Below are 26,353 nucleotides of genomic sequence, written 5' to 3' on the forward strand. Positions count from 1 at the left end.
ACAATTGTTGCATATGCTTCGTCTTAAACCCCCAATTCGCACCCTAGCGAGCTATCTGACAGTTAGCTTCGCTTTATTACTACCGGTGCCCCAAGCCTTAGCCAGTGAGGGAATAGCCCAATACGGTAACCCTAAGTATGCCACTGGGTTTCCCCACTTTGATTATGTCAACCCCCTAGCGCCACGGGGTGGCACCTTAACTTTGCCCAATCCGGACCGGCGCACGAGTTTTGATAAGTTCAATCCTTTTACGCTGCGTGGGGTTACCGCTCCAGGCGTAGCGCAACTGATGTTTGAATCGCTGACAGTAGGCAGTGCCGACGAAGTATCTAGCGCTTATGGCCTCATTGCCGAAGATATTGCGGTGGCCAAAGACAAAATGTCAGTTACTTTCCGAATTCGGCCGCAAGCGAGTTTTTCAGATGGTAGCCCTATTTTGGCGGCTGATGTGAAACATAGCTACGACACTTTAATGAGCAAGCTAGCTAACCCCCAATTTCGCACCGTCTATGCCGATGTAAAACAAGCAGTCGTGATTTCGGAGCGCGAGATTCGGTTTGATTTTAAAAATCGCAATACCGAGTTACCGGTTATGGTTGGCTCCCTACCTATTTTTTCACGCTTCTGGGGCAAGCGACCTGATGGCTCGATAACTGCTTTTGATAAGTTAGCGTTTGAAATCCCCTTGGGAAGCGGACCCTATTTAATTGAGTCATATAAAGCGGGTAAGACCATGATCTTTAAACGTAACCCCCGCTACTGGGCTGATCAACCCAACTTCAAGGTCAATGTCCGGATCGGTTTCTTTAATTTCGACCGCGTGGTCTATAAGTTGTATAGCGATGATGCCGTCCGATTAGAAGCATTTAAAGCTGGAGAGTTTGATGCATTAGTCGAGTATCGCGCCAAGAATTGGGCGAAAAGTTTTGTCGGGCCGAAGTTTAATGATGGCACTTTATTGAAAAAAGATTTTCCGAATTTTAATGGCGCTGGCATGCAAGGCTTCGCGATGAATTTGCGGCGACCTCTATTTCAAGATGCACGAGTACGCCAAGCCTTAGGCTACGCCTTAGATTTTGAATGGCTTAATCGACAGCTTTTTTATAATCAATATAGTCGTATTAATAGTTACTTTACCAATAGTGATTTGAGTGCCAATTTTGCTGGCGAAACGGTTCCCACTGCTGCTGAAATGAAATTATTGCTACCCTTGCAGGCGCGCTATCCCCAGTGGGTTCCCCCTGCAGTTTTTGGTGCGATGCCTGCGGCTCCGTCAACTGCTCCGCCAAGCAGTTTGCGACAAAACTTACGTAGCGCTCGTGATTTGTTAGCCCAAGCGGGCTGGACTTATCGGGATGGGGCCTTACGTAATGCCAAAGGCGAACAGTTTCGCTTTGAGATGGTTGAAGATGGCCCCTTCTTTTTGCGTGTCATCTCAGCTTATGTGCGCAATTTAGAGAAGCTCGGCATTAAAGTTGAAATTCGCACTAGCGACTTTGCTTTGCATCAAAAGCGTATGGATGAGTATGATTTTGATATGACCACCATTCGTTTTCCTGATTCGCAAAGCCCTGGTAATGAGTTATGGGATCGTTTTGGTAGTAATGCGGCCAAAGAAAAGGGTTCTGATAACGTCATCGGGGTGCAATCACCAGTAGTCGATGCACTCATTGACGCAATTGTAAAAGCCGAAACTCGTGAACAACTGACCACGGCTAGTCGTGCTCTCGATCGCGTCTTGTGGAATAGTTATTACGTCATTCCGCAGTGGTACAACCCCACGCATCGGATCGCCTATCGTAAAGAGATGCGCTTTCCCAAGCCGCCTTTGTACTACATGGCTGAGGGCTGGATTTTATCGAACTGGTGGCGAGAGGAAAAATAATGCGCGGACAAATCTGGGCCTATATTCTGAAGCGCTTACTGTTAATGATCCCCACAATTTTGGGGGTCTTGACCCTCACCTTTGTAGTTGTACAGTTTGTGCCTGGAGGTCCTGTTGAGCAATTAATGATGGAGTTAAAAGGGAAGGGCGACGCAGCGGTGAGCGCTGAGTCATCCGGCGGTGGCAGTAATTATCGGGGACGTCAAGGTTTAGATGCTGAACGTTTAGCGGAAGTAAAAGCCTTGTATGGCTTTGATAAGCCGCCTCTAGAGCGTTACTTCACCATGCTAAAACGCTTTATCCAATTTGATTTGGGTGAAAGTTATTACCAACACCAACGGGTCTGGGATTTAATTGTGACGAAGCTACCGGTTTCAATCAGTATTGGCTTATGGACTTTTTTTATTACCTATTTAGTCTCGATCCCCCTAGGTATTGCGAAGGCAGTGCGTGAGGGCTCGCGTTTTGATGCGGTGACTAGCTTACTGATTTTGGTGGGCTATGCCATTCCAGGATTTGTTTTGGGCGTTTTACTCTTAGTCTTGTTTGGTGGGGGCAGTTTTTTACAAATATTTCCTTTGCGAGGACTTACTTCTGACAATTGGAATGATTTAAATCTTCTCAGTAAAATTCTAGATTATTTATGGCATTTAGTCTTACCCATTACGGCCATGGTCTTAGGCAGTTTTGCGGTCATTACCATGCTGACCAAAAATTCTTTTTTGGAAGAGATTCGAAAACAATACGTTCTTACGGCAAGGGCTAAAGGCTTAACAGAGCGTCAGGTTTTGTGGAAGCATGTATTTCGCAATGCTTTATTACCATTGGTGACGGGTTTCCCAGCGGCTTTTATTGGCGCTTTTTTTGCTGGCTCATTACTCATCGAAACCTTATTTTCACTTGATGGCTTAGGCTTGTTATCTTATGAATCAGTTATGCGCCGTGACTATCCCGTGGTGTTTGGTACTTTATATCTCTTCACATTAATTGGGCTATTTACCAAGTTGATTTCTGATCTTTGTTATGTATTCATTGATCCGCGTATTCAGTTCGGTGCTGGAGGAGGCTCTTGAATCGCTGGGCGCGCTTTAAAGCCAATCGTATTGGCTATGCCAGCCTATGGATTTTTACGATTCTTTTTGGATTAAGTTTGTGTGCAGAACTCATTGCCAATGACAAACCATTGATTGTTCGCTATCAAGGCCAGTTTTATTTTCCGATTGCCCATAACCCTGCGGAAACAGTGTTTGGTGGCGATTTTGCTACCCCAACTGATTTTTTAGATCCCGATATTCGTCGCAATATCACGACGCATGGGAATTGGGCAATCTATCCACTAATTCCCTATAGCTATGAGACGCTGAATTATTTTTCCCGCGAACCAAATCCTGCAGCCCCCTCGGCTGAAAATTGGCTTGGCACCGATGATCGTGGTCGCGATGTGCTTGCACGTTTAATTTACGGCTTACGTTTATCCATTTTGTTTGGCATTGCTTTAACGGTAGTGGGTGTCTCAGTAGGCATTATCACAGGCTCCTTAATGGGTTTTTTTGGCGGTAAGTTTGACTTAGTGTCGCAACGTCTCATTGAAATTTGGTCGGCAATGCCCGAATTATATTTACTTATCATTTTTGCCTCGATCTTCAATCCGAGTATTTGGTTATTAATTATTTTATTAGCTGCTTTTGGATGGATGGGGCTTTCCGATTATGTACGCGCTGAATTTTTTCGTAATCGTGCGCTTGAATATGTACGTGCTGCGCGGGCCCTTGGGCTCACCAATTTACAAATAATGCGGCGTCATATTCTGCCAAATAGTTTGACACCAGTTATTACCTTCCTACCATTTCGCATGAGTGCGGCGATTCTTTCTTTAACCAGCCTAGACTTTTTAGGCTTAGGTGTTCCCCCTGGTACTCCTAGCTTGGGTGAATTACTGTCCCAAGGCAAAGGAAATTTAGATGCCTGGTGGATTTCAATTTCAACTTTTATTGTGCTAGTGGCCCTATTACTTTTACTGACTTTTATGGGCGAGGCTTTACGTGACGCATTTGATTCGCGGAAAAGTGGTTCTTTAGCGGGGTTACCGAGTGGTGTCTGAGTTAGATCGAACCAGTTTGTTGCGCTATGAAAATGTGTCCATTTCTTTTGGTGTTGGGCGCCGTGAAAAATTTGCCCTCCGCGACTTTAATTTATCCATTGGCGTTGGCGAGCGGGTAGCCTTAGTGGGCGAGTCGGGTTCTGGTAAAACCCTTTCTGCTTTAGCACCTTTGCAATTAGAGCCCGAAGGCGCTAAGGTCAGCGGCAAAATTTGGTGGCATGGCGATGCTGGGTTAGATGCCCATGCCAGCCGCGAAGTGAATCTATTAAGTTTGCCAATTGAGCAAATTCGCTCGATTCGGGGGCGCGAAATTGCGATGATTTTTCAAGAGCCAATGACAGCGCTAAATCCGCTATATACCATTGGCAATCAGGTAATAGAAGCGGTATTGATTCATCAACCGCTACTCTCGAAGGCCCAGTGCGTTAGTGCAGCAATCAGCCTCTTGAAAAAAACTGGCATTGCAGAAGCCGAGCGGCGTTTTTACGACTATCCTCATCAGTTATCAGGTGGGCAGCGTCAACGCGCGATGATTGCGATGGCGCTGGCTTGTAAGCCCCGACTTTTAATCGCCGATGAACCGACTACCGCTTTAGATGTGAGCTTGCGATTACAAATTTTAGATTTGTTGAAAGATTTACAAGAAGAAGCCAAGGCGGATGGTGGCATGGCTATTTTATTAATTACCCATGATCTGAATTTAGTGCACCACTTTGCGCATCGGGTTGCCGTACTGAATCAAGGTTGCCTAATGGAAGTAGGACCAACCGAGCAAGTGTTTAAGCATCCAGAGAATGCATATACCGCAGCTTTAGTAAATAGCGAACCTGTACGGGAATTATTACCACTGATGCCATTAGCACCGGTTTTGCTAGAAGCGCATGATTTATCCGTTTCATATCCCAGCTCTGCGCGTAAGGGCTGGTTTGCCAAAGCGCCGCGACATACGGTTTTAAAGCAGGTTGGTCTGACCTTACGGCAAGGTCAAACGATTGGCGTGATTGGCGAATCTGGCTCTGGCAAAACAACTTTAGGAATGGCTATTCTCGGTTTATTAGGTGATTCAAGTGCCGTGACCTCGGGTGAGGTGGATGTGTTGGGGCAAGTGTGGGGCAAGTTAAACGCGCTCCAACGCCGCGCAATGCGCTCAAACTTACAAGTGATTTTTCAAGATCCATTTGGCTCTTTATCTCCCCGCATGACGGTGATGGAAATAGTAGCCGAGGGTCTTGATGTGCATTTTCCAAAATTAAGTGCGCCTGAGCGTGAGGCCCGGGTGGTAGATATCTTGCGCGAGGTTGGCTTAGATCGTTCAGTATTAAATCGTTATCCCCATGAATTTTCGGGAGGTCAGCGCCAGCGTATCGCTATAGCGCGAGCCTTAATTTTGCGACCTCAAATTTTAGTGTTAGATGAACCCACTTCTGCACTCGATGTGACGATTCAAAAACAAGTTCTGGCCTTGCTCAGCCAACTGCAGCACAAATATAATTTGGCTTATCTCATCATTAGCCATGATTTAGCCGTGATTCGGGCTATGTCGCATGAGATTATGGTTCTAAAAGGGGGCAAGGTTATCGAGCGGGGGGATACTGAAATGGTCATCGCTAACCCGCGCCATGCTTACACGCGCGATCTGTTTAAAGCTGCGGAACTCACTTAATCTTCCCCAGCCCCTTTATTTTTTGATAGAATCGAGTAATGTCACTGAAAAATGAACAGATTACCCTTGCAAATCAAGGGCTTATAAATTGCCTCAAGCCTTTAGCCGGAATAATTTGCTTGGCTTTTGTGTTTTCGGCCGCGGTACAGGCTCAATCGCTAGCCGATAACGGTAAAGAAGCGAATAAAGACGCCATTAGCGAGACGACGAAAGACGCGTATAAAGACACTGGCAAGGACAGCAGTAAAAGTCTATTCGCGCGGGTCACAGATAAGCTCGTTGGTTCGGTTACCGGTAACTCGGAAAATCTCATTAATCAGGCGATGGAAATGATTGGTGTGCGCTACCGTTGGGGTAGTGAGTTTGCTCAGTCTGGCTTTGACGCTAGCTCCTTCGTAAGTTATGTTTTTAATGATAAGTTGAGCTTTTTGCTGCCCCGCAAGTCATCCCAAATGAGTCGAGTGGGTAAGCCAGTCTCCCGTGAGGAACTGCAGCCTGGGGACTTGGTATTCTTTAACACCATGCGTTTAACCTTTTCTCACGTTGGCATTTATGTGGGGGATAACAAGTTTTTACATTCGCCCGCCAAAAATGCCAGTGTGCGGGTTGACGATATGCGAGAGGTCTATTGGGATAAGCGTTTTGATGGTGCTCGACGTTTAGATGGCTCCGATTCCTTCAGTGATGAAGAGCGCAATGCCCTGATGAAAGAATTTAAGGCCCTTAAGAAAACCACCCGTAATCTCTAAGCCTCCTTTATACTCACCAATTGGTGAATTTAGAGCACATAGCTACAAGCATCGCATTTTGTGTATGTGGCGCGAAGTAAAAGAAAATCACCCCCAATAAACCTGAACAGATTACCTTTTTAAATGCTTTTCAGGCTACCCTGATGGCAGAATTTTATGGATGCAATTCAAACTAAGCGCATTGTTGAAACTGCGCTCCTCTGTGCTCAAGAGCCCATCACCACGGTTGATTTAACCCGTCTATTTGTCGAAGAGGTGAGTGCCAAAGAGTTGGAAGTTATTTTGCTCGAACTGCAAGGAGAGTGGCAAGAGAGTGGTATGGAATTAGTCCGCATTGCTACCGGCTGGCGCTTTCAAAGCCGCTTATCGATGCGCGAATACCTCGATCGCCTCACGCCGGAGAAGCCCCCTAAATATTCACGGGCAGTCATGGAGACGTTGGCGATTATTGCGTACCGTCAACCCGTCACGCGTGGTGAGATTGAAGAAATTCGTGGTGTTACCGTCAGTACCAATGTGATGAAACAGTTAGAAGACCGCTCTTGGGTTGAGGTCATTGGCCATAAAGAGACGATCGGTCGCCCTGGCTTGTACGCGACGACCAAACAATTTTTAAATGATCTTGGTTTAAGCAATTTACAAAGCTTGCCGATGCTAGAAGACGCTAATCCATCTATGGAGCCTTTGGCGCAAGCGGTAATTGAGTTTGAAACGAAGTTAAGCGTTACCGATGTGATTGAAACCAACCCAATAGACCGCCCCAATGAGTAGTGATAACAACGACGCCGCAGCAGGATCAGCGCCCACCAGTGCAGTACCCGCGAATGCAGCGCCCGCTGATTCCACCCCTGCTAGCGCAACTGCAGTAAATAGCGAAGGTGGTGATACGAGTTCAGCAGTTCGTCCTCGACGCCCGAGTAAGCATCCATTTAAATCACGCAATTTTCGTGATAAAGCGAAGCGCGAAGGCGATCGCTCAGGTGGCCACCAGCCTAATCATCAGTCTAACCACAAACCCAATCATGCGGTAGCGAAAGCTGATCCAGCTTTGGCCGCAGAAAGCGCAGCCCTATTTAATGCAGTTGTATCGGGAGAATTTGATGCTGCTCTAGATGCCCCTGAATTGGAAACCGTTGCTACGCCCTTATTAAATGATGAGGATGAATCTGCAATTTCACATCAAGCTAGCGAAATAAAAAGTAATGAGTTAAATATCAGCGATGATTCTGAGGATGAAGACAGCGCAAACAACGATTTAAGTAATCTGCAGTTTTCTAATGTGGATGATTTGCCCTTAAGCATGCGCGATGAAGTCTGGTCAGATCTAGACGGTTTAGATGATGATGCGGATGACGAAGATACGATTAAATTACATAAAGTTTTAGCTGATGTTGGCATGGGCTCCCGTCGCGAAATGGAAGACTTGATTGTGCAAGGGCGCGTCTCAGTCAATAGTATGCCGGCGCATATTGGCCAGCGGGTGGGCCCTACCGATCAAGTCCGAATTAATGGCAAGCCGGTACATCGCAAAATTCATACCAAACCACCGCGCGTTATTTTGTATCACAAGCCCGCTGGTGAAATTGTGAGTCAATCTGATCCTGAGGGTCGTCCTACTGTTTTTGACCGCTTGCCTAAAGCCCGACAGGGTCGCTGGATTGCGGTTGGGCGCCTAGACTTTAATACTGAAGGCTTATTGCTATTTACCACTTCCGGTGAGCTAGCTAACCGTTTAATGCATCCACGTTATGGGGTTGAGCGAGAATACGCTGTGCGCATTTTGGGCGAACTGAGTAATGAGCAACAAACTGAGCTGAAAAGTGGCATTCAACTTGACGATGGGCAGGCTCGCTTTTTACGCCTTTCTGCTGGTGGAGGCGAGGGCGCTAACCGCTGGTATCACGTGGCCTTAACTGAAGGTAAAAATCGTGAAGTACGCCGGATGTTTGAAGCTACGGGACATACTGTGTCGCGTTTACTTCGCACGCGCTACGGTATTTTTCTCTTGCCACCCCGTTTACGACGGGGCAAATGGGAGGAGGTTCCCCCTGAAGGCGTTACCCAATTAATGAAAGCGGCGGGTTTAAAGGTGCCACAGGGCGGTCAAGACAAAGGTCGTTCTGGGCAAGGTCACCGCCAGGGGGCTGGTCAAGGTTCCCACGGCCGCATTGGCGGCGCAAACTCAGTCGATAGCCCTGATTTTCAGCCTGATCCAATGCAAACCTCAGTTTCTTATTGGGGTTCAAGAGAGGCCTTACAGTTAGCGAGCCAACATCGCGGCTTAACCCATCAAGGTCGTTCGGGTAATGGCGGTAATAGCCATGGAGCCAGTAACGGCAGCAGTAAATACAAAGGGAAAAAGGTGCACCATGGGCATGCCTTTAATCCACCAGGTACTGGGGGAGGAGGCAAACTAGGCGGTGGTTCACCTGGAAATGGCCCTAAAAGAACCGGCCCTAAAGGACGCAAGCCTTTTCATAAAGGCCCCAGAAAGCCACGCACCCCCAGCGAAAGCTTCTGATTTCACTCAGGTTTTCCTAAATCAGCTATAATTTCGCTCTCGTAGTTTGTTTGTAGTAACCAGCCGATGTTGCGATCAACGTAAGCTGGCCTGTTCTGAATTTAAGAATATGGGCTTTGAAGCCCATTTTTTTTTGGGGAATCGCGTGAAAGAACAGCAAGTTATTGCTGCCGAGGTGGAAAATTTAGGCTATACGCTCGTTGATATTGAGCGTGAGGGCCGCGGTTTGCTGCGCATCACGATTGAAAACCCCGATTTTGAACGTTTAGTTTCAGTGCAAGATTGCGAAAAGGTAAGTCATCAATTGACTTACACCCTGCCAGTGGAAAACATTCCGTACGAGCGTTTGGAAGTTTCCTCGCCAGGTCTCGATCGCACAGTAAAAACAGCCGCTGATTTTATGCGGTTTGTGGGTTTTGAAGTCGATTTGAAATTACGGGTAGCGGTTGCGAACCGTAAGCATTTCCAAGGGGTATTGCAAGGTTTGGTGAGTGGTGAATTGAATTCTGCCGATGCCAAATTTGGTTTAATTTTTGCAGCAAGTGATGGTACGCCATCAGAGTTGGTTTTTTCATTGGCCGAGGTAGAAAAAACTCGGTTAGTCCCTGTTATTGATTTCAAAGGAAAAAAATCATGAGTCGAGAAGTTCTCATGTTGGCAGATGCGCTAGCGCGCGAAAAGAATGTGGATCGCGAAATTGTTTTCGAGGCCCTTGAATTAGCGCTAGCATCAGCAACAAAAAAACGGTACGACGAAGGTGTCGATATTCGCGTATCCATTGATCGCGAAAGTGGCGAGTATGAATCTTTTCGTCGTTGGTTAGTTGTGCCCAACGAAGCTGGATTGCAAGAGCCAGATAAAGAAATTCTGCATTTTGAAGCGCAAGAACAAATTCCTGAAATGGAAGTTGGCGACTTCATTGAAGAGCAAATTGAATCGATGGCTTTTGGGCGTATTGGTGCGCAAGCTGCCAAACAAGTTATTTTGCAACGCATTCGTGATGCGGAACGCGAACAAATTTTGAATGATTATCTCGAGCGTGGCGAAAAGGTTATGACGGGCACAGTTAAGCGTGCTGATAAAAATGGTTTGATTGTTGAGTCTGGTCGAGTAGAAGCCTTATTACGTCGCGATCAAATGATTCCAAAAGAAAATTTACGCTCGGGCGACCGAGTTAGAGCCTATATTCTCAAAGTTGACCGTGAGGCACGGGGCCCGCAAATTGAACTCTCACGCACTTGTCCCGAGTTTTTAATAAAATTATTTGAAAACGAAGTTCCTGAAATGGAGCAGGGCTTATTGGAAATTAAAGGCGCTGCTCGTGACCCTGGTATTCGTGCCAAAATTGCGGTCGTAACTTACGACAAACGAATTGACCCAATTGGCACTTGCGTTGGCGTACGTGGTACGCGCGTGACTGCGGTGCGCAACGAGGTTGCTGGTGAGGCGGTAGATATTGTTTTGTGGTCCGAAGACCCGGCCCAATTTGTCATTGGCGCATTAGCACCAGCACAGGTTTCATCTATTGTGGTTGACGAAGAGCGCCATGCCATGGATGTGGTGGTTGACGAAGAGAACCTCGCCATTGCTATTGGCCGTAGCGGCCAAAACGTGCGCTTAGCCAGCGAATTAACAGCTTGGCAAATCAATATCATGACGCCTGAAGAGTCGGCTGAGAAAACCGAGAAAGAGGCAGTTGTCACGCGTCAATTGTTTATCGATAAACTCGACGTCGACCTTGAGGTGGCTGAGATTTTGATCGCAGAAGGCTTTAATACTTTAGAAGAGGTGGCTTATGTTCCTCTCACTGAAATGTTAGAAATCGAAGCCTTTGATGAAGATACGATTAATGAGCTTCGTACCCGTGCGCGCGATTCTTTATTAACCATGGAAATTGCTAAAGAAGAACGCTTGGGCGAAGTATCTCAAGATTTACTGTCGCTCGATGGCGTTACGCCAGAGTTGCTTGCTAAATTAGCTCAAAACAATGTCCACACTCGTGATGATCTCGCTGAGCTGGCGGTAGATGAACTGGTAGAGGCAACCCAGATTGACGAAGAAACTGCGAAAACGCTCATCATGAAAGCGCGCGAACATTGGTTTACTTCATGAGAGGAAGCAGGGTATGGCAACAACCACAGTAAAAGCACTCTCTCAAGAGCTCAAACGCTCGGCAGCTGAGCTCTTGCAGCAATTAAACGCGGCTGGAATTACGAAAGAATCAGTGGACGATAAGATCACTGAAAAGGATAAGACCGTCTTGTTAGAGCATTTACAAAAAGAGCATGGTAATGCCGATACAGGCAATCGTAAAAAGATTACCTTAATTAAGCGTGAATCGTCCGAAATTCGTCAGGCCGATTCTGCTGGTCGTACCCGTACCGTTCAAGTTGAGGTGCGCAAAAAGCGAGTCTTAGTAAAGCGCGGTGATGAGGCTGCTAAAGCGGCAGTTGAAGAGCCTATCGTAAAGTCTGCATCACCTACTGGCGGAGATAAAAAATCGATTCTTTCTGAGGAAGAGTTAGAAAAACGCGCCGCTGAAGCAACTCGTCAAGCTGAACTCTTGGCTTTGCAAGAAAATGAAATGAAGGCGGCAGAAGAGGCAAGAGAAAAGCGTCAAAAAGATGCTTTTGAAGCCGAAGAAAAAGCGACTCCCGGTGTACAGGCTGCCACTGCTAAAGTGAAATTAGAGGCCGCCAAAAAGGTTGCCAAAGAATTGCATGATGCGGCCGAAGCAAAGCTGACCGATTTACGTACACGGCGTGCGGCTGCCGAAACCGAGGCTTTAGCCATTCGCGAAATGATGAGTACCCCAGCTCGCGTACTAAAAGCCCCCAGTGAAATTGCCGCTGAAGAAGATAAAAAAGGCACTTTACATAAACCCCTAAAAGCTGATGGTGCGGACGACAAGAAAAAAACGCCAGCTAAAGTAGGCGGCAAGTTAATTAAATCCGCCGAAACTTCCTCAACTTGGCAAGAAGAAGGAGCTAAACGCAAAACAACTTTAAAAACTCGCGGCGATAGTTCGGGTGGTGTTGGTGGTGGGTGGCGTTCCGGAGGTGGTCGCAGGAAGCAACATCACGCAACTCCAGCTGCTGAGAGCAATCCCGAAACGAATTTTCAAGCGCCCACTGAGCCTATCGTGCGCGATGTACACGTTCCAGAAACCGTCACGGTTGCAGAGTTGGCACATAGTATGGCAGTGAAGAGTGCGGAAGTAATTAAGCTGTTGATGGGTATGGGTCAAATGGTTACCATTAACCAAGTGCTTGATCAAGATACAGCGATGATTTTGGTTGAAGAAATGGGTCATAAAGCAATTGCCTCAAAACTCGATGATCCTGATCTCGATTTAGGTATTACTGGGCAAGACGCTGAATTATTACCTCGCCCTCCAGTAGTAACGGTAATGGGTCACGTTGATCATGGCAAGACTTCACTGCTCGATAAAATTCGTTTAGCAAAGGTAGCTTCTGGCGAAGCAGGCGGCATAACCCAACACATTGGTGCTTACCACGTTGATACGCCCCGTGGCGTCATTACTTTCCTTGATACCCCTGGTCACGAAGCTTTTACAGCGATGCGCGCCCGTGGCGCCAAGGCCACGGATATTGTTATTCTGGTAGTTGCAGCTGATGACGGTGTGATGCCGCAAACCAAAGAAGCGATTCACCATGCTCGCGCTGCTGGAGTGACTTTAGTCGTCGCGATTAATAAAATTGATAAGCCCGACTCAAACCCTGATCGGGTGAAAACCGAATTGGTTGCTGAAGAAGTGGTTCCCGAAGAGTATGGCGGCGACTCACCTTTTATTCAGGTATCTGCCAAAACGGGTGAAGGTATCGATGCCTTGCTTGAAAACGTATTACTGCAAGCTGAAGTGCTCGAACTCAAAGCACCACGTGATGCACCAGCCAAAGGCTTAGTCATTGAAGCACGTTTAGATAAAGGTAAAGGCCCGGTAGCGACAATTTTGGTGCAATCGGGTACCTTACGTCGCGGCGATATGTTGTTAGCAGGTTCATCGTTTGGCCGCGTGCGCGCCATGTTAGACGAAAACGGGAAGCCTTGTAATGAGGCCGGCCCATCGATTCCAGTCGAAATTCAAGGCTTGTCAGAAGTTCCCGATGCTGGAGAAGCGGTCCAAGTTGTTCCTGATGAGCGCAAAGCGCGCGAAATTGCTTTGTTCCGTCAAGGCAAGTTCCGCGATGTGAAGTTAGCTAAAGCCCAAGCGGTTAAGTTAGAAACCTTAATGGAAAATATGGGTGAAGGCGCAATTGAGGCTAAGCTCTTGCCCATTATTATTAAGGCTGACGTTCAAGGATCACAAGAGGCTTTATCACAATCATTGCAAAAGTTATCTACCCCTGAAGTAAAAGTGCAAATTGTGCACGCAGGTGTAGGCGGCATTACTGAAACCGATGTGAACTTAGCGGTAGCTTCGAAAGCCGTCATTATTGGCTTTAATTCTCGCGCCGATGCCTTAGCGCGTAAATTGGCCGAAAACAATGGTGTTGATATTCGTTATCACAACATTATTTATGACGCAGTCGATGAAGTTAAATTGGCTTTAGGCGGCATGCTCACACCTGATAAGAAAGAGGAAATAACCGGTTTAGTAGAAATTCGCCAAGTCTTCACCGTTTCTAAGGTTGGGTCGATTGCAGGGTGCATGGTTTTAGAGGGCGTAATTAAACGCAATTCAAAAGTCCGTTTACTGCGCGATAACGTCGTTACCTGGACTGGTGAATTAGATTCGCTTAAACGTTTTAAAGATGACGTGAAAGAAGTCAAAGGCGGCTTTGAATGTGGCCTGTCACTCAAAAACCAAAATGATATTCAAGAGGGTGATCAACTCGAAGTTTTTGAAGTCACTGAAGTCGCTAGAACACTTTAAGTTCCAGCCAATACTATGCATAAAACGAGCCCGCATCGCAATGAACGATTAGCCGACCAAATTCAACGTGATTTGGCTGAGCTGATTCCCCGTGAACTGCGTGATAAATCTTTGGGTTTAATTACCTTGCAAGGGGTTGAGTTATCACCCGATTTAGCCCATGCCAAAGTTTTTTTTACTGTATTAGGTGCTGAGCCCGATCATGCTTTAGCCGCCTTGCAAGAAAAAGCTGGCTACTTGCATTCCATCTTATTTAAACGCCTGCATATTCACACTATTCCTACTTTGCATTTTGTACACGACACTTCCGTTGAGCGTGGTATTGAGATGTCGCGCTTAATTGATCAAGCTGTGCAAAGTGATCAAGCTGGCGAGACTAAAGACTAAGCGAAGACCGAGATTCTTATGTCACAACGGGTTGATGGAGTGGTATTGCTAGATAAGCCTGTGGGTCTTAGCTCCCAAGGCGCGGTCACTGCGGTGAAGCGTGCTTTGCAGGCTGAGAAAGCCGGCCACACGGGCACCCTCGATCCAATGGCTACCGGACTCTTACCGATTTGTCTGGGAGAGGCGACTAAATATTCACAAGATTTATTAGATGCCGATAAAACCTATATCGCCCAAATTCGTTTTGGTATTCGTACCAGCACGGGCGATGCGGAAGGCGACATTATTGAACAGCAAGTCTTACCGGAATTTGCTGATGCGGCAGCTTTGCAAGCGGCTTTAGAGGCGCTTTTGCCCCGCTTTACTGGACCTATTTTACAAGTTCCGCCCATGTATTCTGCGCTTAAGCGGGATGGCAAGCCTTTGTATGAGTATGCTCGCGCTGGGGTTGAATTAGAGCGCACTGCGCGCGATATTACCATTCATTCCATTCGCTGGCTTGCAATTCAATGGCCTGAAGCGACTCTAGAAGTAAGTTGTAGTAAGGGTACGTATATTCGCGTTTTGGCTGAAGATCTTGGCGCGATGTTGGGTTGCGGGGCGCATTTAGTCGGCTTACGTCGCACCGCTGTGGGTCATTTATCGTTACAACAATCGATTACTTTAGATGCCTTGCAAACCAAAGGAGCTGAAAAAGGAGTTGACTTACTTCCCATTGACGCTTTGTTACAAACCTTGCCACAATTAACGGTCGATGAGTTTCAGGCAAAACGTCTCGGTCTTGGCCAGCGCGTCCCGTTAGCACTAAGCCATGCCATCCCTTGGGCCGATGTTTTAGTGCGCATTTATCGTGCTACTTCTGCGCCCCATAATTTTATTGGCACTGCTGATTGGCGCTCTGGCGTCCTTCATCCACGACGCCTGATTTCCCAAGTTTCTTAATTTATTTCCCTTTCCTTAGATAGAAGCATTACATGACCAAACGCGCCCTTCGTAATATCGCCATCATCGCTCACGTTGACCACGGTAAAACTACTTTAGTAGATCAACTGCTGCGTCAGTCTGGCACTTTCCGTAGCAATGAAAAAATGACTGAACGGGTGATGGACTCGAACGATCTTGAAAGAGAGCGTGGTATTACGATTTTGTCGAAGAATTGTGCAGTTGAATACGATGGTACGCATATTAATATTGTCGATACGCCAGGCCATGCAGACTTTGGCGGCGAAGTAGAGCGCGTGCTCTCGATGGTGGATGGCGTGTTGTTGTTAGTCGATGCGGTTGAGGGCCCCATGCCACAAACCCGCTTTGTGACCAAGAAAGCGCTGGCACTAGGATTAAAGCCAATCGTGGTCGTAAATAAAGTCGACCGCCCTGGCGCCCGTTGCGATTATGTAATTAATGCCACATTTGAGTTGTTTGACAAGTTGGGCGCCACTGAAGAGCAGCTCGACTTTCCAGTAATCTTTGCTTCGGGTTTAAATGGCTACGCTGGTCTTACTGAGGATGTACGCTCGGGCGACATGCGCCCTTTATTTGATGCCGTATTAGAGCATGTGCCAGTGCGCGATGATGATCCCGACGGCGCCTTGCAATTTCAAATTTCGTCAATTGATTACAACAGCTATGTTGGCAAGATTGGTATTGGTCGGGTTAATCGTGGCCGTGTTAAGCCAGGTATGGAGGTCATTTGCATGAATGGCCCAGATGGCTTGCCATTTAAGGGCAAAGTAAATCAGGTGCTGAAATTTAAGGGGCTTGAGCGCGAGGTTGTGGATGAAGCGATTGCTGGCGATATTGCTTTAGTTAACGGCATTGATGAGTTAGCCATTGGTACGACGATTTGCTCACCGGATACCCCGGACCCATTGCCGATGCTAAAAATTGATGAGCCTACTTTAACTATGAACTTTATGGTAAATACCAGCCCATTAGCGGGTCGCGAAGGCAAGTTTGTGACGAGTCGCCAAATTCGTGAGCGCTTAGATCGCGAATTAAAATCGAATATGGCTTTACGGGTCCGGGAAACCGATGACGACACGGTGTTCGAAGTTTCAGGTCGCGGGGAATTGCATTTAACGATTTTGGTTGAAACCATGCGCCGCGAAGGCTTTGAAATGGCCGTTTCTCGCCCGCGTGTTGTCTTTCACGAAGAAAATGGCGTAAAAATGGAGCCCTTTGAAAACCTAACCGTTGACGTTGAAGATGCGACTCAGGGCAGCGTCATGGAAGAGTTGGGAAAGCGTAAAGGTGAATTACTCGACATGGTAAGCGATGGTAAAGGCCGCACCCGCTTAGAGTACCGCATTCCCGCACGTGGCCTGATTGGCTTTCAAGGCGATTTCATGACAATGACCCGCGGCAATGGCTTGCTGAGTCATACCTTTGATGCCTACTATCCTGCTAAAGATGGCATTCTAGGCGAGCGTCATAATGGGGTATTAATTAGCCAAGATGATGGTGAGGCTGTGGCATATGCAATTTGGAAACTACAAGATCGTGGGCGGATGTTTGTTAGCCATGGCAGCCCTGTATATGAGGGTATGGTAATTGGTATTCATAGTCGCGATAACGACATTGTGGTCAACCCCATTAAGGGCAAGCAATTAACCAACGTGCGCTCATCAGGAACTGATGAGGCCGTGCGCCTCGTTACCCCAATTGATTTAACTTTGGAATATGCAGTTGAGTTTATTAGTGATGATGAGTTAGTAGAGGTGACTCCCAAAAGTGTGCGGGTACGTAAACGGTATCTTAAAGAGCATGAGCGTAAGAAAGCCTCCCGCGAGTAAACGCTTAGCGGTTGCCCCGATGATGGACTGGACTGATCGGCATTGTCGATCATTTCATCGTCAACTTTCAAAAAAAGCAGTGCTGTATTCTGAAATGGTCACAACGGGTGCTTTATTGCATGGCGATATTCCGCGCCATCTTGACTATTCTGCTACAGAACACCCCCTCGTTTTGCAATTGGGCGGTAGTGAGCCAGATGATTTAGCTCGGTGCGCAGTCTTGGCCGAGCAGTGGGGCTATAGTGAAATTGATTTGAATTGTGGTTGCCCTTCAGAGCGAGTCCAGCGGGGCTCGTTTGGCGCGTGCTTAATGGCCGAACCTGAATTAGTGGCTCAATGTGTTCGGGCTATGAGCCAGGCTACACATTTACCCATTTCGGTAAAGCAGCGCTTAGGTTTAAATCAAATGGATGCCTCTACCTCGCCAAATGATTATCAATTTGCCTTGAACTTCATTTTGGCCGTGGCTGATGCGGGGGCTCAGCAAGTGACGATTCATGCGCGCAATGCTGTATTAAAAGGCTTATCGCCTAAAGAAAATCGCACCAAACCGCCACTACATTACGCGGTAGCAGCGCAACTGCGGCGCGATGCCCAAACACATTTTCCAGCGCTCAAGGTTTTACTAAATGGGGGGCTTGAAAATAATGCACAAATCGCTGGGCATTGGCAAGACTTTGATGGTTTTATGGTGGGGCGCTCCGCCTATCACTTTCCCGCTATGTTATTGGGTTGGGATGATTTACTTGAGAGCAATGGGGAGGCTGCCGGATATTTACTTTGCGAAACCGAGTGGCACCGCATTCAAATCGGTTTAGTGCGCCAATCTCAAGCTTGGTTTGACTGGTGCAATGAGGCAAATAAACCCTTTTATTTGGGGGCAATAACCCGCCATATTATTGGCTTGGCACACGGCAGAGCAGGCTCACGATATTGGCGACAGCGTTTATCAGATCATCATGCGCTAGCGCGGGTACAGAGTAAAGCCGCCATTGCCGACTTTTTCCTTGAGGCTAGCCTTGAGCTTGGCGATTGGGCTGCCTTTGACCTAGAAACTGCCCTATAATTTGATTTCTACGATGGTGGCTGTAGCTCAGCTGGTAGAGTCCAGGATTGTGATTCCTGTTGTCGCGGGTTCGAGTCCCGTCAGCCACCCCAAATCAATTTAGTCGCCATTTTTTAATTTAGGGTTGAATGTCGCCATTTTTTTACTATCGATTAAACGCATCGACCAATTTGCAAAAGCGCGTTGCTTAATTTTTTTAGTACCTAAAGTAAAAATATTGTAATGACGTTGGTCATTTTTAATTGAACTCCATAGCGTCTCAATTGCAGCAGCTGGCCCTTCAATAATTTGACAAAAGCGATTTCCCTCGCAAGATAAAACGCCCGTAATATTGAGACTGATATTTCGCGCAATAGCCAGGTCGACTAATTGCATTAATTCAAGAGTTTCGAGGGGCTGTTTCAGTTCACTCACATAGCTTAGGCTTACCAGCTCGGTATCGCCGACCGGACCTGAAGAGGGGTGGGTTGTTTGTAAAGCCATGCGTGTACTATAGTCTATTTATTGTGCTTATTAAATTAAATACTATCTTGTGATGAATTTAGTAATAAAGTGGAAATTACCTAAAATTCTCAAAATATTTTTTAAGCAGAAATACATACTAGGGTTATGTGTAGTTTGCTAACTCTGTTGCTGACGTAAAAATATTATCCTCGACTGGGAGGGGCTACTGATCGCGGGCTCTTTGGAGCAATTTTTTCCAATACATTACCTTCCGCATTGGGCTTAATCCTCTGGCAGGATCTTGAAAAAAATACTAATGATTGCAATAGGGTTAATTAGAGAAGCAATTGCTTTGAATCACGATTTGAGGCGGGCAAAAATGATTCTATTTTCCATATCTACCAAAAATATTAAAAATAATAATTCTTAGATGACATTTGTTAGACAACTTTGAATGGCGCACGCAGAAAAAATAGCAAGATAATGCTATAGTGCAATACCTTAACAACAACTTTGGATTATTACTTACTATGAAATCAAGCGTAGCCTATCTTCGATACCTAAACTTAACTAAGAGCATTGAAGCAACGCCTGCAGCTCCCAGTCTTGACTTAATTGAACGTGAGGTGCTAAGTGCGTTGGCATTGCGCTGGAATAAAGATCAACCAATTTTAATTGCCGATGCCATTTCTTTAAAAGAGATTGCCTCACAAGCAACCTTACATGGTCGCTTAAAACAATTAAAGAAAAAAGGCATGGTAAAAATAGTTCTCGATTCTAGTGATGGCCGCAGAAAATATATTGAGCCAACCCAAAAGACCTGTAACTATTTCGATCAAATGGCTAAATGCGTTATCAAGGCAGCTAAGATCTAGTTACTGTAGGTTTTTTTATTTAAGTAAGCCCGCATTCTTCGCGTCTTCTAGGGCGCCAGGTGTTTTTTCTTTCATGAATGCGGGTATTTTGTTGAGGGGGATGTCAACCAAGACAAATCCAGCTTCTTCAAGCCGCTTTTTGTTGTCTGCATCGGCATTCAAGAGCGCAAAATAATCTGACATTTTCTGTTGCAATGCTTTCGGCGTTGCTTTGGGCATCGCCACTCCGCGATAGGCACCATCAATCCAACTTAAGCCTAATTCTTTGAAGGTTGGCACCTCGGGTAGCGAGGGATGACGCTTTTCAGTAGCTACTGCGAGCGTACGAACCTTCCCTTTTTGTTGAATTGCTAAAGGTAAATAGCCCATTGCACCGTCCACATGCATGCCAATGAGCGAGGAAATTAAATCACCCGTGCCTTTAAAAGGAATGTACTGTACATTGACGCCAGCTAATTTATTGAGGCGTTCAGTCGCCATATGATTGGCAGAAAATTGGGCTGAGCCGGCTAAGGTCATTTTTCCTGGATTCTTTTTGGCAGCAGCGATAAATTCTTGATACGTTTTGTATGGACTATCAGCCGAGACCATTAATGCATCAGGGGTGAAGTGATAGTAATAAATTGCATTAATATCATCGGTTTTATATTGGGTGCTGGGCTCGAGCGGTTGCAAAATAATATGCGGAATATTGACGCCCACTACGATTGTGCCATCGGCTGCATAGGTATTGAGTTGCGACCACACAAGGGCGCCCCCTGCGCCAGCACGGTTGACCACAATCATCGGTTGATTATATTTTTTAGCAGAAACATCGGCTTGTAAACGTGCCACTAAATCTGATTCACCTGCAGCTGGAAACGGAATAATGTATTGAATGGTTTTATCAGGCAACGGTTGCGCCCATACGCTTAGATTAATTAGAGCAAAGGTGCATAGTACAGATAGCGGAATCCAGCGACGTATTTTCATTTTGATATTTCCTCGCAAACTGCGTTAGTGACATCTTTCATCATGGCATTGCCGCCTAAATCGCGGGTGTGTAACTTAGGATTAGCGGTAACTGTTTCAATTGCTTGCATTAGTTTCTGTGCAAGTGTTGGCTCACCCAAATGGTTGAGCATCATTACTGCAGACCAAAAAGTACCTATCGGGTTAGCTAAGCCTTTTCCCATAATATCAAAGGCCGAACCATGAATCGGTTCAAACATCGATGGATAGCGGCGCTCGGGGTCGATGTTGCCTGTTGGCGCGATTCCTAAACTGCCTGCTAATGCTGCTGCCAAATCACTTAAAACATCGGCATGAAGATTGGTGGCAACAATGGTATCGAGCGATTCAGGGCGATTAACCATTCGGGCAGTAGCCGCATCAACTAGTTCTTTATCCCAAGTTACATCGGGAAACTCGCGGGCAATTTCACGGGCGATCTCATCCCACATGACCATTGCATGGCGCTGGGCATTAGATTTAGTAATAACCGTAAGGTGTTTACGGGGGCGAGCTTGGGCAAGCTTAAAAGCAAAACGTTGAATGCGTTCAACCCCAACGCGGGTCAGAATACTCATATCAGAAGCTACCTCAATGGGGTGCCCCTGATGCGCTCTGCCCCCTAAACCTGCGTATTCACCTTCCGAATTTTCACGTACGATAACCCAATCCAGTTGATTCGGTTTGCAATTCCGTAATGGTGTTTCTATGCCCGGTAAAATTCGGGTCGGTCGCACATTAGCGTATTGATCAAACCCTTGGCAAATTTTGAGACGTAGCCCCCATAAGGTAATGTGGTCTGGAATATTGGGGTCGCCCGCCGAGCCAAATAAAATGGCATCTTTATTACGCAGGGGTTCTAAGCCATCAACGGGCATCATGATGCCGTGCTGGCGATAGTAATCACCACCCCAATCAAAGCGCTCAAATTCGAAGGCAATTTGTGCTTGTTTTACAGCTAGCGCTTGTAAAACAATTTCACCCTCAGGAATCACTTCTTTGCCAATGCCGTCACCGGGAATTGATGCAATTTTATAGATCTTCAACTCATCTCTTTCTTAGGCTGGTAATTTTTTAGATGATAGTGCTAAATCAAGGTTCAAGCTCAATGACGTTAGCGCAGTTGATAAGGGGCACTTTTATCAATCATAATAACGGCCGGTATCTCGATACAGAAGTCTTTATCAAAAGTAAAAAGATGAAAAAGGCTGCAATCTTTTTGAGTTAAGTGAGAGACCGCATGTTCAGTAGGTGATTTTCCGGTAGTTACGGTAGTAGCTACACCTGCAGTAGTAATGGGGTAGGCGGTCGCGGTGGCAGTGGCAGAGGTAGTGCCACTAGCAAACAGTGTTGCTGGTAGGGCGCAGGCAGAGCCTTGCAGCAAAAAGCCTAGCAGCAGCAAAGCGCGACAGCAAGACCGTGCTTGGTTCTTATTTAATACCACAGGCGGTTTTATAAACCCCCACCACCCACGAGCCACTAACAATCTGCTCATAAGGGCTATTGCTTAATTTTTCATCAGAAATAAGGCTGCCACCCCCTTTATTCCCCGTAAATAGTTTCACTTCCAAAGGACGATATTGCTGCTTACCACAAGCAAATTCATTAAGTCCAATAATCGAGCTCAAGGCTTTATCGGTTTTTGGATCTTTGCCAGGGGTTTTTAAATCTAGCATTGACAGTATTTGCAGATTGTCGCCAGCCGTTTTTTTAATCGTTTCAGGATCAACATAAATAGTCACTTGATCATTAAAGCCAATTTCTTGCCAAGCAGCAAATGCGGGCGCGCAGGACATGAAAGCAAAACAACCAGCGGCTAGAGCAAGTATTTTTTTCATTAGAATCTTTCTATTATTAAGGGGATATTTTAATCGAGTTATTTTATACAGCATTGTCATTTAGGGGCGAGGTCGAGCTGACGCGAATAGCTGGTTGGCTTACTAGTGAGGGGTAAAGCCTCATTATTGGCCCACAACGCGTTCAAGTTGCGGTACCGGCTACTTTGCACCCAGCCCGACTGGCCCGTAGGATAAATAAAGGTTGATTGGTCTAAATTAGCAAAATCGAAAATAATCCGCATGCTAGCTGCTTGTTTCGTATTAAATGGCGACGCTGATTTGCCTAATTCGAGTCGTCCCACGTTTACCGAAAAGCTATCACCTGGAAATGGATTCACGAGATTAAAGATTTTATTGAGTAAGGGTACTTTACTAAAGGGACGATGTTCAGCAACTGCTAAATGGGCTTGACCCCAAAGCCATTTTTGCGGGTCTGGTCCGTAAGCGCTACTTAGTTGATCTAAGGCTAAATCATAAGCAAGCTTTGCAGTCTCGGCACAATTTTCAACCGTGGTGCTTGAGGGCTGGTCGCACCAAGGACTATTTGGATTAGCAAGTTGTAAAATTAAGGCTTCACGAAATTGTCGCCGCTTACCGTATTCCTGCTTAAATAAGTCACCTAAGCGCGAGAACAGTAAGCGGGTCAGTTGATCGACCCAAGCATTAAAGATAGTGGGAGCTGCTGAATTAGCCACCATGTCACCAGCAAAGGTATTGGTAATTTGCTTGGCACTATTGCTTAATGGATGAGTCGATTGCACGCTCTTAAATAGTTCCAGTAGCGGCGTTGCCCCAAGTGACAAAGTATCTCCTTGTATCGCGCGCATCGAGTTCAGATCGTGTTTATTTTGTGCTTCTAGTAGTTGTTTAATGCGGTCGTAGCGAAACGGCAGTTCCCAATCCGCTGTGAGGGGGTTGGAATTATAGTCAGCAAGAATTTGTTGATTCGCACTTGCCAGCCAGCCTTCAGTAGGGTTCGTAATCGCTGGCAACTGATCAAAAGGGATGTAGCTTGTCCAGTCGTATTGGCGGTCCCAGCCTGGCACAGGCGCAATACCATATAAACCTTGATACAAGGTTCTTTTGGGGGCAACTCCAGCAACCTGCAAAGCAATGTTACCTAAGGTATCCGCCATAACAATATTTTGCATCGGCGCATAAAAATGACGCAGACTATTTTTAAGTTCATCGATCGATTCAGCGCGATTCATGTCTAGCAGAGTTGCCAGAGATTGATTTTCTAAATCGAGTGCAGTCCAACGCAGTGCAAGGGCATAGCGCTTGGCATCAATAGTATTTTTAGCTAGTTCATAGGCATCAGAAATAATTGGCCCATGGCGGCTTTCTTTAACGATAAAACGGAAGGAATTTTCGCCTTTGATATCAATAATTTCTTCGCGCACCCGAAATGGAAGTGGTCCATCTGGTCCGCGGTAGAGACCACTACTTTTTAGGTCGAATTGCTCCAGGTATAAATCTTGTACATCGGGGTTGGTATTGGTAAAGCCCCAAGCAATTTGCTTGGTTCTGCCAATTATGACAGCAGGGATGCCGGGCATGGTTGCGCCAATCACTTGTAATTTAGGCGCATCAATATGGACAAAATACCAGGCTGAAGGGGCGCTTAAACCTAGATGGGGATCATTGGCTAAGAGTGGTTTGCCGCTAGCAGTTTTATTACCACTGATTACCCAGTTGTTTGAGCCGATGCCATCTTTGCCCCCAGGTAAAAAATGACTGAGTTGTAAATTCGCTTTATCTTGCGTAACCGTCGCCGCATTAGTCTGTGCAGTTTTAGTTGCTGGGTAAACTTGTAGGTCTTGATAGAGTTTCGAAAAATCGACATTACTGACCGGTTTTGTATCAGGATAAGGCGGCATCACTTCCCATACTTGGGCAGTCGTAAGGTATTGGGCTAGCCCTAGGCGCTGCAATTCTTTTTGCCAATTACCTCCCAAATCCAGTGCCATTACTAACATCCAAGCGACACTATCTGCAGCGGAAAAATAACCAGGTTTAGAGCGCGTCAAAAAATATTCAAGAGGTAAAGCCCAACCTAAATTGGTATTACCCGCATTAACGCCATCAGCATAGGCCTGTAAAAGCCGTTTGGCTTCAATCGGATAGCGCTCAAGTTGATTTTCTGCGGCACGCTTAATACCCAGAGTGCGCATAAAGCGATCAATTTTGACGGTTTCTTCCCCCAAAATTTCAGATAGACGCCCAGCCGCCAGGCGCCGATTTATTTCCATTTGCCAAGAGCGTTCACTGGCATGTAAATAGCCTAGGGCAAAGAGAGCATCACTGGGATTTTTTGCTTTGATATGGGGAATTTCGTTAGTATCAAATTGAATTGAGACGGCCTCATTTAAGCCCTGAATCACCCGCTTGCCGCTGAGTTCAGTGTGGGCAGATAATAAGTAAGTGGCAACAATAATGACCAATACGGTAATTAGGGCTAGGGCACTGAATAATGTGATGCGCCAGAAGGATTGGGCACGGGAACGTTGGTAAGACTGAATCATCCCTCTATTTTAGGCTCGAAAAGCCCCAGTTTTCGAGGATGATGGTCCGAAAATGTTAGTATTCGTATCTTCGTATCAAGCCCGAGTGGTGAAATCGGTAGACACAGCAGACTTAAAATCTGCCGACCATAAAACGGTCGTGCCGGTTCGATTCCGGCCTCGGGCACCATCTTTTTGTCATTTGTTCGCTTATATGACTTTACCGCGATTTTCCTTTGCTGCTTTATTCATCAGCGGCATACTTATTTGCCATTTAGCACTGGCAAAGCCTTTGCCTGGCGATCACCTAACGATTAGCTCGCCTAATCAAGTTTGGCTAGGTGATTTAGATGCCATGGTGAAACGCCGCATTATTCGGGTATTAGTGCCATATAACAAAACTTTATATTTTCTCGATAAAGGCGGCCAGCAACGCGGACTCATGTACGACATGATGACGGAATTTGAAAAGGAATTAAATGCAAAGTATGCAAAGAAAAATTTACGGCTTCATTTTATTTTTATACCCACCACCCGTAATCAGCTAATACCCAGCTTAATTGCTGGTCGCGGCGATATTATTGCTGCCAACTTTACAGTTACCCCCGAGCGTGAAGCGCAAGTCGATTTTTCAACACCGCTTGCTAAGGGAGTTAAAGAAGTCATTGTCAGTTCGGCAAAAGGTCCAGTATTAAATAAGCTTGATGATTTATCAGGAAAAATGGTATTTGTTAATCCCACTTCGAGCTATTACCAGAGCCTTAAACAAGTTAATACCGATTTTGCTAAAGAAAAATTAGCACCTATTAACATTAAAGAAGCACCAGGCATTTTTGAGACTGACGATATCTTAGAAATGGTCCAGGCTGGTTTAGTGCAAATTACGGTGAGTGACCTTTATTTGGCTCAATTTTGGAAAAATATTTTTCCTAATATTCAAATCCACGAGGATTTAGTGATTCGTAGTGGGGGTGATATTGCTTTTGCATTTCGTAAAAAATCTCCACAGTTAAAGCTTGCGCTGGATGCCTTTACTGATAATCATAAAATTGGCACTAGTTTTGGTAATCAAAAATTACAGACTTATTTAAAGACGGTAAAGTGGGTTAAGGCGGCAACAAATCCCCAAGAAATTGAAAAATTTAATTCGATGGCTAGTATTTTTCAACAATATGGCGATCAATATAAGATTGATTGGCTATTGATGACGGCGCAGGGCTATCAGGAATCTAGACTTGATCAAAATGTGAAAAGTCGAGTGGGCGCAGTAGGCGTGATGCAGTTGATGCCAGCAACTGGAAAAGAATTAAAGGTTGGTGATATTCATAACCTCAATAATAATATTAATGGCGGCGTTAAATATGTCCGCTACTTAATAGAAAAGTATTTTGTCAATGAGCCAATGACCGAGCTCGATAAGGTGCTATTTGCATTTGCGGCTTATAACGCAGGGCCTAGTAAGATTCAGCAAATGCGTTTGGAGGCCGCCAAACGAGGGCTAGATCCTAATGTCTGGTTTGATAATGTCGAAAGAGTGGTGGCAGACCGGATTGGGAGTGAAACGGTGCAGTATGTGAGTAATATTTATAAATACTCGGTGGCCTATAAATTAGTGAGAGAGATGCCCGCTAAGCAATAAAT

At 46.0% G+C, this 26,353-nt stretch carries 22 protein-coding genes and 2 tRNA genes; 18 read left to right on the forward strand and 6 right to left on the reverse strand.

Annotated elements, in window-relative coordinates; genetic code table 11:
• The first annotated feature begins 13 nt into the window (after positions 1–13).
• The 15 genes from LZT22_RS06710 (at position 14) to LZT22_RS06780 (ending at position 18,153) form a co-directional block, all read left to right on the forward strand.
• On the forward strand, positions 14–1,885 hold the full coding sequence (locus LZT22_RS06710; protein ID WP_233924293.1) for an extracellular solute-binding protein: 1,872 nt from the start codon (positions 14–16) through the stop codon (positions 1,883–1,885).
• An 11-nt stretch (positions 1,886–1,896) separates the two neighbouring features.
• On the forward strand, positions 1,897–2,958 hold the full coding sequence (locus LZT22_RS06715; RefSeq protein WP_233924383.1) for a microcin C ABC transporter permease YejB: 1,062 nt from the start codon (positions 1,897–1,899) through the stop codon (positions 2,956–2,958).
• Positions 2,955–3,986: an ABC transporter permease gene (locus tag LZT22_RS06720; protein ID WP_233924294.1), complete on the forward strand. Its 1,032-nt coding sequence runs from the start codon at positions 2,955–2,957 to the stop codon at positions 3,984–3,986. The genes LZT22_RS06715 and LZT22_RS06720 overlap by 4 nt, the downstream gene beginning before the upstream one ends.
• Entirely contained in the window at positions 3,979–5,649 is a 1,671-nt protein-coding gene (locus LZT22_RS06725; protein WP_233924295.1) for a dipeptide ABC transporter ATP-binding protein, read from the forward strand. The genes LZT22_RS06720 and LZT22_RS06725 overlap by 8 nt, the downstream gene beginning before the upstream one ends.
• Positions 5,650–5,687: 38 nt before the next feature.
• Complete coding sequence (locus LZT22_RS06730) at positions 5,688–6,398, forward strand: C40 family peptidase (RefSeq protein ID WP_233924296.1); 711 nt, start codon at positions 5,688–5,690, stop codon at positions 6,396–6,398.
• A 156-nt stretch (positions 6,399–6,554) separates the two neighbouring features.
• Positions 6,555–7,169 carry an SMC-Scp complex subunit ScpB gene (gene scpB, locus LZT22_RS06735; RefSeq protein ID WP_370634814.1) on the forward strand — a complete coding sequence of 205 codons (615 nt, stop codon included), beginning with the start codon at positions 6,555–6,557 and terminating at the stop codon, positions 7,167–7,169.
• Positions 7,162–8,919 (forward strand): pseudouridine synthase, encoded by a 1,758-nt coding sequence (locus LZT22_RS06740; protein WP_233924297.1) that lies wholly within the window; start codon positions 7,162–7,164, stop codon positions 8,917–8,919. Before scpB ends, LZT22_RS06740 begins: the two co-directional genes overlap by 8 nt.
• 145 nt (positions 8,920–9,064) lie before the next feature.
• Entirely contained in the window at positions 9,065–9,556 is a 492-nt protein-coding gene (rimP, locus tag LZT22_RS06745; RefSeq protein WP_233924298.1) for a ribosome maturation factor RimP, read from the forward strand.
• Complete coding sequence (gene nusA, locus LZT22_RS06750) at positions 9,553–11,031, forward strand: transcription termination factor NusA (RefSeq protein WP_233924299.1); 1,479 nt, start codon at positions 9,553–9,555, stop codon at positions 11,029–11,031. The genes rimP and nusA overlap by 4 nt, the downstream gene beginning before the upstream one ends.
• Positions 11,032–11,044: 13 nt before the next feature.
• Positions 11,045–13,816 (forward strand): translation initiation factor IF-2, encoded by a 2,772-nt coding sequence (infB, locus tag LZT22_RS06755; RefSeq protein ID WP_233924300.1) that lies wholly within the window; start codon positions 11,045–11,047, stop codon positions 13,814–13,816.
• A gap of 15 nt (positions 13,817–13,831) precedes the next feature.
• Complete coding sequence (gene rbfA, locus LZT22_RS06760; protein ID WP_233924301.1) at positions 13,832–14,203, forward strand: 30S ribosome-binding factor RbfA; 372 nt, start codon at positions 13,832–13,834, stop codon at positions 14,201–14,203.
• An 18-nt stretch (positions 14,204–14,221) separates the two neighbouring features.
• Positions 14,222–15,145, forward strand: a complete 924-nt coding sequence (gene truB / locus LZT22_RS06765) for a tRNA pseudouridine(55) synthase TruB (protein WP_233924302.1) — start codon at positions 14,222–14,224, stop codon at positions 15,143–15,145.
• A gap of 32 nt (positions 15,146–15,177) precedes the next feature.
• On the forward strand, positions 15,178–16,995 hold the full coding sequence (gene typA / locus LZT22_RS06770) for a translational GTPase TypA (RefSeq protein WP_233924303.1): 1,818 nt from the start codon (positions 15,178–15,180) through the stop codon (positions 16,993–16,995).
• On the forward strand, positions 16,967–18,061 hold the full coding sequence (gene dusA / locus LZT22_RS06775; protein ID WP_233924304.1) for a tRNA dihydrouridine(20/20a) synthase DusA: 1,095 nt from the start codon (positions 16,967–16,969) through the stop codon (positions 18,059–18,061). Before typA ends, dusA begins: the two co-directional genes overlap by 29 nt.
• 16 nt (positions 18,062–18,077) lie before the next feature.
• Positions 18,078–18,153, forward strand: a tRNA-His gene (locus LZT22_RS06780).
• Between the two features lie 7 nt (positions 18,154–18,160).
• Here the strand turns inward: LZT22_RS06780 and LZT22_RS06785 are convergent.
• Entirely contained in the window at positions 18,161–18,544 is a 384-nt protein-coding gene (locus LZT22_RS06785; RefSeq protein WP_233924305.1) for a BLUF domain-containing protein, read from the reverse strand.
• Between the two features lie 491 nt (positions 18,545–19,035).
• Here LZT22_RS06785 and LZT22_RS06790 point away from each other — a divergent pair, with 491 nt between their 5' ends.
• A complete protein-coding gene (locus LZT22_RS06790) occupies positions 19,036–19,380 on the forward strand; it encodes a hypothetical protein (RefSeq protein WP_233924306.1) in 345 nt (114 codons plus the stop codon).
• A 15-nt stretch (positions 19,381–19,395) separates the two neighbouring features.
• Here LZT22_RS06790 and LZT22_RS06795 read toward each other — a convergent pair whose 3' ends face one another.
• The 5 genes from LZT22_RS06795 to LZT22_RS06815 all read right to left on the reverse strand — a co-directional run bounded on the left by LZT22_RS06795 (position 19,396) and on the right by LZT22_RS06815 (position 24,733).
• Positions 19,396–20,352, reverse strand: coding sequence for a tripartite tricarboxylate transporter substrate binding protein (locus LZT22_RS06795; RefSeq protein WP_233924307.1), 957 nt, complete (start codon positions 20,350–20,352; stop codon positions 19,396–19,398).
• Positions 20,349–21,416 (reverse strand): tartrate dehydrogenase, encoded by a 1,068-nt coding sequence (locus tag LZT22_RS06800; protein ID WP_233924308.1) that lies wholly within the window; start codon positions 21,414–21,416, stop codon positions 20,349–20,351. The genes LZT22_RS06795 and LZT22_RS06800 overlap by 4 nt, the downstream gene beginning before the upstream one ends.
• A gap of 68 nt (positions 21,417–21,484) precedes the next feature.
• Positions 21,485–21,772 (reverse strand): hypothetical protein, encoded by a 288-nt coding sequence (locus tag LZT22_RS06805; protein ID WP_233924309.1) that lies wholly within the window; start codon positions 21,770–21,772, stop codon positions 21,485–21,487.
• Positions 21,773–21,800: 28 nt separating this feature from the next.
• Entirely contained in the window at positions 21,801–22,208 is a 408-nt protein-coding gene (locus LZT22_RS06810; RefSeq protein WP_233924310.1) for a surface-adhesin E family protein, read from the reverse strand.
• 56 nt (positions 22,209–22,264) lie between these two features.
• Positions 22,265–24,733 (reverse strand): penicillin acylase family protein, encoded by a 2,469-nt coding sequence (locus LZT22_RS06815; RefSeq protein ID WP_233924311.1) that lies wholly within the window; start codon positions 24,731–24,733, stop codon positions 22,265–22,267.
• A 79-nt stretch (positions 24,734–24,812) separates the two neighbouring features.
• On the opposite strand from LZT22_RS06815, the gene LZT22_RS06820 reads away from it, so the two are divergent.
• Positions 24,813–24,902, forward strand: a tRNA-Leu gene (locus tag LZT22_RS06820).
• A 24-nt stretch (positions 24,903–24,926) separates the two neighbouring features.
• The gene (locus LZT22_RS06825; protein ID WP_233924312.1) at positions 24,927–26,351 is read left to right on the forward strand and encodes a transporter substrate-binding domain-containing protein; all 1,425 of its coding nucleotides are present in this window, start codon (positions 24,927–24,929) and stop codon (positions 26,349–26,351) included.
• Positions 26,352–26,353: the final 2 nt, after the last annotated feature.

The sequence above is a fragment of the Polynucleobacter sp. IMCC 29146 genome (assembly GCF_021395195.1).
Classification (GTDB): Bacteria; Pseudomonadota; Gammaproteobacteria; order Burkholderiales; family Burkholderiaceae; genus Polynucleobacter.